Below are 6,424 nucleotides of genomic sequence, written 5' to 3'. Positions count from 1 at the left end.
TCGGTGCATCGTGGGTGAATTCCCGCTTCCGCCACTTCGCTACCGTTTTTGGATTAATCCCATGCCGCTTGGCCAGAACATTCAGACTCTCTTGACTATTTTGTATCGCTCGACGCACCGCCACTGTCGTGCGGGCGCTTCCGTGTAATATCTGTCCCATAAATCATCCCTCCGTAGCTGGTTATATGTTACACCGGCACACCGTGGGACTAAACAACTAGTCTGGCTAATATACTTTTGCAAGCTGAAATAAATAAATCCATTACCTCTACTCTACTGGAAAACCTTACTTATGCAGATCGTGTAAAGACACAGGATTGCTGCCTCGCTGCTAATCAAAAGCCTACACAGAGTTCATAAGGGGAGATAATAGAAGTGTAAAATTTCTCGATATATCCATTTATTCTCTTGAGGATATGACCATCAATAATCATAAAATGTAGCAAGGCTGGAAAAATTTCTGGCCACATAGATGCGGATAAAATGGTGGAAACCGAACGTTGCCTGGCTATATTTCGGGAAATCGTGAAATCAATCTGAAATTTTCAGCAGAAATCCTTTCTACCTACCTGGCAAGGTGACTTTATTGGACAATTCAAAACCTGATTGGTCAATATACTATTACCTGTTACATTCTTGTCTTAATGGAAGAATGCAAAAAGATAAAATCTTGTCAGAATCATCCGGAGCCTGATTTCCGAATCAATTCGCTGATGAACAGGCAAACGAATTCAGATAGCCATGATTACGACTGAGAAATGATCAGGACTTTATTACTGCTCTCAAACCAGTAACTATTCACTCTCTCCCAAAAAATGATGCTTGTCCTGACCCTGACAACCTCTTCGTCGCACCATGTTTAAACTTGCATTACGTAATATTTTTCGACAGAAAATACACACGCTTATGACGCTGGCTGCAGTCATCACCGGGGTTACCGGTATCATTCTGGCTGGGGGGTGGATACAGGATATCTACGTGCAGTTGGGTGAAGCACTCATTCATTCACAAAGCGGGCACTTACAGGTTTATCGCCAAGGATATTTTGCAGCCGGCTCACGCTCTCCAGAAAAGTTTTTAATGGATTTTCCTGATGCGCTTAAACAACACATCACCAGTCATCCAGAAATTAAGCAGGTGATGGCACGACTCAATTTTTCCGGCTTGCTGAATAATGGCAGGAGTGATTTGCCGATTATTGGTGAGGGTGTGGAGCCTGAGCTGGAAGCAGAATTGGGTAGTTCTGTACGTATCGCAGCAGGACGGCAGCTAAATGACAGCGACACATTCGGCATTCTGTTGGGAAAGGGTGTCGCACAGGCACTACAGCTAAAACCGGGAGACCCCGTAACACTTCTGGTCAACACACTTGATGGGGCACTCAATAGCCTGGATTTTCAGGTAACTGGTATTTTTCAGAGTTTCTCCAATGATTTTGATGCGCGCGCAGTCAGAATTCCCCTCGCTGCTGCACAAGAGTTGCTCGGCACCGGAGGGGTTAATGCACTCGTTATTTCACTGCAACATACTGAAGAAACTGATCAGGTTGCGGCACAATTGAAGCAATGGCTGGATTCATCCGAGCTGGAAATCAAAACCTGGGTGGAACTGAATGATTTTTACGAAAAAACGGTGGAATTGTACAAGGGACAATTTGGTGTGCTGCAGCTCATCATTCTGATTATGGTGCTGCTCAGTGTTGCCAACAGTGTCAATATGAGCATTTTCGAGCGTGTCGGAGAATTCGGCACAATGATGGCCTTGGGAAATCGCAGTGATCAGGTATTCTGGTTGATCATCAGTGAAAATTTGCTGCTGGGATTAATCGGTGGTGGCCTGGGGATTTATATGGGAATACTGCTGGCCATAATTATTTCCGCCATTGGTATCCCCATGCCCCCTCCTCCCAATGCAGATATTGGCTATATTGCTCACATCCAGATTGTACCTTCTGTTCTGCTACTGGCATTAGGTACTGGTTTTATTGCTACCGTGCTGGCGTCAATACTCCCAGCCAGGCATGTCTCACGCGTACCAGTCGTTGATGCGTTACGGCAAAATATATAGGTGTAAAATTTTTTGACAATCAATTCCTGTTGCCACAACAAACCTTTTGCTTTGTGAACGCGAGGGATAAAAAATCCAGCGTTGTCGTAACAATATGAAAAACTGGATTGCTTCAACAGCTGCGCCGTTTCGCAAAGATAATATTCGTTATCCTCGTTGTATCCCGTTGTGCTGGCTGCGTTCTTCACAAGGTGCGGCGGATGTGTAATGTGATCACTTCCTTCGCTTTCTGTAGTCTTTGCGAGCCCCGCAGGGGTGAAGCAATCCAGAAGATAAATTGCTAGTCAAAAAGAAAAACGTAGTTCGGTATATACCCTGTCGCTGCTATCGAACCGGCCAAGCAATCCGGTGGGGGGGCCATTGAAAATATCTACCCCTACTGCCATCTTCCAATTTCTGGCAAAGTTCCAGGTAAGGCGCGGGCGCAGCATCCATTCATCGCGATTCAGGCTGTGAATCATCAGTATCTGCCCTTGGAGATCATGCCATAAATCTCCCTGCAGAAAAATACTGCCACCACTTTCCCATTTATCCTGAAAGATAGTGTGATCATAGTCTAAATAAACCCGCTGAAAAAATTGCAGATTCAAGCGAATGTCCTGTGGCAAAGTAAAATCCAGCCCCAGTGCATAATCGAGGGTATCCTGTCGCACCAGCCCATCTAATACTGTCGGACGTGTCACATTAAAACGGCGTCCGTGCGTGTAGACAAACTCTCCTTTCAGCACTGCTGGCCCCAGATCTTTAGTTACGGTGCTGCCTGCCTGATCTATTTCACTATGCCGTGCCTGAAATAATAGAGGTTCCCAGGGTTGATTGACCCGGTAAAAAGTGGGGGTGGCGTCTAGGCTGTGGTAATAAAATGCCGAAACGTCCCAGCCATTCATTAATTGAGAGAGCCGGATTCCATAGTTTGATCTGGAAATATTGCGCCCGGAACGATCTTCTTTCAAAAAGCTGACTGGTGCAGCAACGGGGAGCTTGAATGGATAAAAATCGGCTCCAGGCCGACCAATTTCATCCAGACTGGCAAATGGAATCCAGACAAAATCAGCATGAAAATCATTTTTAGTATATTCGGTGCGCACTGCCCATTGTGGAATACGCAAGATATCAAAATCAGGTAGCACAAATTCGCGCATATCCTTGGCAGAGACAACATCCGCAAAAAACAGACCGACCATTTCTCCCCAGACGATATGCTGGCGGCCAATACGAACGTCAAAATCAGCGATAGACACATCCAGATAATTTTCCCGCAGAAACAGTTCCAGCCGCTGATCGCGACGTACCTGACGTGGATAAAAATCAGATATGTCATAGATGGCATCGTAATCAAGACGAGCACTCAGCTTCCATTTTATATTCGGATTCAGGTGTCCCAGATTGGATAACTCCGTACGCAAACGCAGTTTTGAAGCATGCTGGGGACTGGTAACGGTATCGGCAAACTCCAGTTGCGAAAACCCGCGCCAGGAAGACGTTTGCCGGAATGATTGCCGAGGTTCATTGGTATCTGCAGCGTCATGTTCAAACAAATCATCCAGCGTGGAGGCTTGTGCTATCTGGATAGTATCCGGTTGTGCTGGAGAAGCTGTTGTGGAGATCGGCAAGGACAAAGTCTTGCCGGTGGAAGCACAGATATCTGCGCTACACCATGTCAGCAATAACAGCAGAAACAGCATTATCACCTTTCTGCATGTCAAGAATAGCAGCGGCATCTGGTCAGGCAACCATATCCTCTTCAACCAGCTGGCCATCTTCAATACGCACCAGACGTTCTGCCATTGCCATCACTTTGGCATCATGCGTTGAGAAGATAAAGGTTGTGCTGCTGTTGCGATTGATTTGTTTCATTAACTGCAGAATATCTTCGCCTGTCTTGTGATCAAGATTGGCTGTCGGCTCATCCGCCAGAATGATTTTTGGATGGGTAGCGAGTGCTCGGGCAATCGCGACACGCTGACGCTGCCCCCCGCTCAGCTGATTAGGCCGATGCTGTGCAAACTCCCGTAATCCAACAATGTCGAGAAATCTTACAACTCGTTCACGGCGCTTGGCAGCACTTAATTCTTTGAATTGCAGCAGAGGATATTCAACGTTCTCTTCGGCTGATAAGACTGAGAAAAGATTAAATGTCTGAAAAATAAAGCCGATAGTTCTAGCTCTCAGTTCTGATAACTGGTCTGGTGTTTGCCCACTGGTATCCCGGCCATCGATATAAATCTTTCCGGAAGAAGGTGTATCAATGCAACCAATCAGATTGAGTAATGTTGATTTACCACTACCTGAAGGCCCGGCAATGGCGAGAAATTCCCCTGATCTGATTTGCAGGTCGATCTCTCTAAGTGCCTGAACCTGGCTGGTACCCAAGGTATATTTCTTGAATACGTTTTCGATGCGGACAATTTCAGGGTAGTCTAACCCGGACACTTTATTCATGGAGATTGGAAATGAAGCTATATTCCTTATTATTTTCATTAATAGCTGGTTCTTTTCTGCTGACTTGGGGAGAAATATCATTTCCTTCCCCGGAAGATGCAGTAAAAACCGATATTTCGGCCCAAAGTATACTGGAGAAAGCGGATGAAATTCGCTTTCCACGGGAGAGCTTCCAGGTTAATGTTGCTATCCGCACATCTTCTCCTGATCATGCAGAGGATCTGTATCGTTATCAGGTACTCTCCAAGGGAAACGAAAACAGTATCGTCAGAATTACTGAGCCCGCCTCCGAGCGTGGTCAGACTATTCTCATGAAAGGGCGCGATCTGTGGATTTTTATGCCCAGCGTTTCGCAGCCAATCCGACTGTCTCTTTCTCAACGGTTGACAGGCCAGGTTGCCAACGGCGATATTGCCCGCGCCAATTTTACCGGCGACTATCATCCGCAGCTGCTGCGTGACGAATCTATTGATGGCGAGGATTACCATGTTCTTGAGCTCATCGGAGTAGATCGTTCAGTCACCTATCAAAAAGTTCTATTGTGGGTCAATCAATCCAGCTTCAGGCCCTATAAAGCAGAGTTCTATTCAGTTTCAGGCCGCTTGCTTAAAACCAGTCGTTACGAAAATTTCGATGACATTCTCGGCGAGATGCGCCCTACTCGCATCGTGATGGAAGATGCGTTGAAATCAGATGAAATTTCTATTCTTGATTATTCGGATATGAAACTGCGCGATCTGCCGGACAAAATATTCACCAAAGATTACCTGAAAAGACTTGAATAAGTTAACAGGTTAATTGAACCAGAGAGCAAGAGATTAGCACCATAAACAGGTGATATTTTCTCTGCTTGAGCAGTAAAAAGCCAATCTCTTGAAAAATTTCAGTTAATTTCCAAGAATGAATGCAATCATGTTTACCCAGGAAACCGCTCATTTAGGCACGTCTTTCAAACAATATTTTGAAATCGTCCCTGCGCTTACAGAAGAATTAAGACATGAGGCCTATCGCGTTCGCCATTCCGTTTATTGTGAAGATCTGCAATTTGAATTTTCACGACCTGATAAATTTGAAATCGATGAATATGATGCTCATTCGCTGCATCTTCTGATTCGTAGCATTCACAATGATGCCTTTATTGGTTGTACTCGCATCATCCGTCCTCCGTCGAATAGTAATGACAGACGCTTACCATTTGAAAAGACTTGTGCCCAGACACTCAATCGCTCCATCATAGATCCATCAAAACTACCCAAAGATAAAATTGGTGAAGTTTCAAGACTAGCCGTTATTGCAGCTTTCCGCCGACGGAAAGGTGAAAGAAACCACCCCATCAACATCTCTAAAGAAGATTTCAGCACAGGCCCAATGGTGCGTTTTCCCTATATTCCACTCGGACTTTATATCGGAACAATTGAATTGGCACGCATATACGATATCAGAGTACTTTTTATGTTGACCGAAGAACGACTGGCTTGCCATTTCAGCAGACTGGGGGCTCAACTGGAATCTATTGGCGCCCCCATTGAGCATCACGGCCTGCGCTTCCCATCCATGGTAGAAACTAACCGTATCATCAGCAGCATGCGCCCAATTTTTCACCCGCTATACCAGGCAATTGCACAGGACATCAAAGCCGGGATGGATGGAACAATCGACAATCAATAAATCCTGTGCCAATCAGTACCCGTACACTAGTTGTTTAGTCCCACGGTGTGCCGGTGTAACATATAACCAGCTACGGAGGGATGATTTATGGGACAGATATTACACGGAAGCGCCCGCACGACAGTGGCGGTGCGTCGAGCGATACAAAATAGTCAAGAGAGTCTGAATGTTCTGGCCAAGCGGCATGGGATTAATCCAAAAACGGTAGCGAAGTGGCGGAAGCGGGAATTCACCCACGATGCACCGA

Annotated in this window: 5 protein-coding genes and 2 pseudogenes; 4 read left to right on the top strand and 3 right to left on the bottom strand. The window is 45.7% G+C overall.

Annotated features, from left to right (window positions below):
* Window positions 1–160 (bottom strand): annotated as a pseudogene (locus tag C8R14_RS12700) (IS481 family transposase); the annotation flags it as partial.
* Window positions 161–855: 695 nt separating this feature from the next.
* Between C8R14_RS12700 and C8R14_RS12695 the strand changes: the two are divergent.
* Window positions 856–2,067 carry an ABC transporter permease gene (locus tag C8R14_RS12695; protein ID WP_011633743.1) on the top strand — a complete coding sequence of 404 codons (1,212 nt, stop codon included), beginning with the start codon at window positions 856–858 and terminating at the stop codon, window positions 2,065–2,067.
* A gap of 284 nt (window positions 2,068–2,351) precedes the next feature.
* Here C8R14_RS12695 and C8R14_RS12690 read toward each other — a convergent pair whose 3' ends face one another.
* Window positions 2,352–3,752, bottom strand: a complete 1,401-nt coding sequence (locus tag C8R14_RS12690; RefSeq protein WP_242500197.1) for a DUF1302 family protein — start codon at window positions 3,750–3,752, stop codon at window positions 2,352–2,354.
* Window positions 3,753–3,792: 40 nt separating this feature from the next.
* Window positions 3,793–4,509: an ABC transporter ATP-binding protein gene (locus tag C8R14_RS12685; protein ID WP_011633741.1), complete on the bottom strand. Its 717-nt coding sequence runs from the start codon at window positions 4,507–4,509 to the stop codon at window positions 3,793–3,795.
* Between the two features lie 11 nt (window positions 4,510–4,520).
* Between C8R14_RS12685 and C8R14_RS12680 the strand changes: the two genes are divergently transcribed.
* From C8R14_RS12680 to C8R14_RS12670, 3 genes and pseudogenes are all read left to right on the top strand, one after another.
* On the top strand, window positions 4,521–5,294 hold the full coding sequence (locus C8R14_RS12680) for an outer membrane lipoprotein-sorting protein (protein ID WP_011633740.1): 774 nt from the start codon (window positions 4,521–4,523) through the stop codon (window positions 5,292–5,294).
* 127 nt (window positions 5,295–5,421) lie between these two features.
* A complete protein-coding gene (locus tag C8R14_RS12675; RefSeq protein WP_041353684.1) occupies window positions 5,422–6,177 on the top strand; it encodes a PEP-CTERM/exosortase system-associated acyltransferase in 756 nt (251 codons plus the stop codon).
* An 87-nt stretch (window positions 6,178–6,264) separates the two neighbouring features.
* Window positions 6,265–6,424: pseudogene (locus C8R14_RS12670) on the top strand (IS481 family transposase); the annotation flags it as partial.

The sequence above is a fragment of the Nitrosomonas eutropha genome, from assembly GCF_003201195.1.
Lineage (GTDB): Bacteria > Pseudomonadota > Gammaproteobacteria > Burkholderiales > Nitrosomonadaceae > Nitrosomonas > Nitrosomonas eutropha.
Note: the sequence above shows the minus strand (reverse complement) of the source record. Positions and strands in the feature narration are given on the sequence as shown.

Bases quoted from the DNA above. Each gene is read 5' to 3' on its own strand.
- C8R14_RS12695 (WP_011633743.1), top strand. From the start codon at position 856: ATGTTTAAACTTGCATTACGTAATATTTTTCGACAGAAAATACACACG.
- C8R14_RS12690 (WP_242500197.1), bottom strand. From the start codon at position 3,752: ATGCTGTTTCTGCTGTTATTGCTGACATGGTGTAGCGCAGATATCTGT.
- C8R14_RS12685 (WP_011633741.1), bottom strand. From the start codon at position 4,509: ATGAATAAAGTGTCCGGGTTAGACTACCCTGAAATTGTCCGCATCGAA.
- C8R14_RS12680 (WP_011633740.1), top strand. From the start codon at position 4,521: ATGAAGCTATATTCCTTATTATTTTCATTAATAGCTGGTTCTTTTCTG.
- C8R14_RS12675 (WP_041353684.1), top strand. From the start codon at position 5,422: ATGTTTACCCAGGAAACCGCTCATTTAGGCACGTCTTTCAAACAATAT.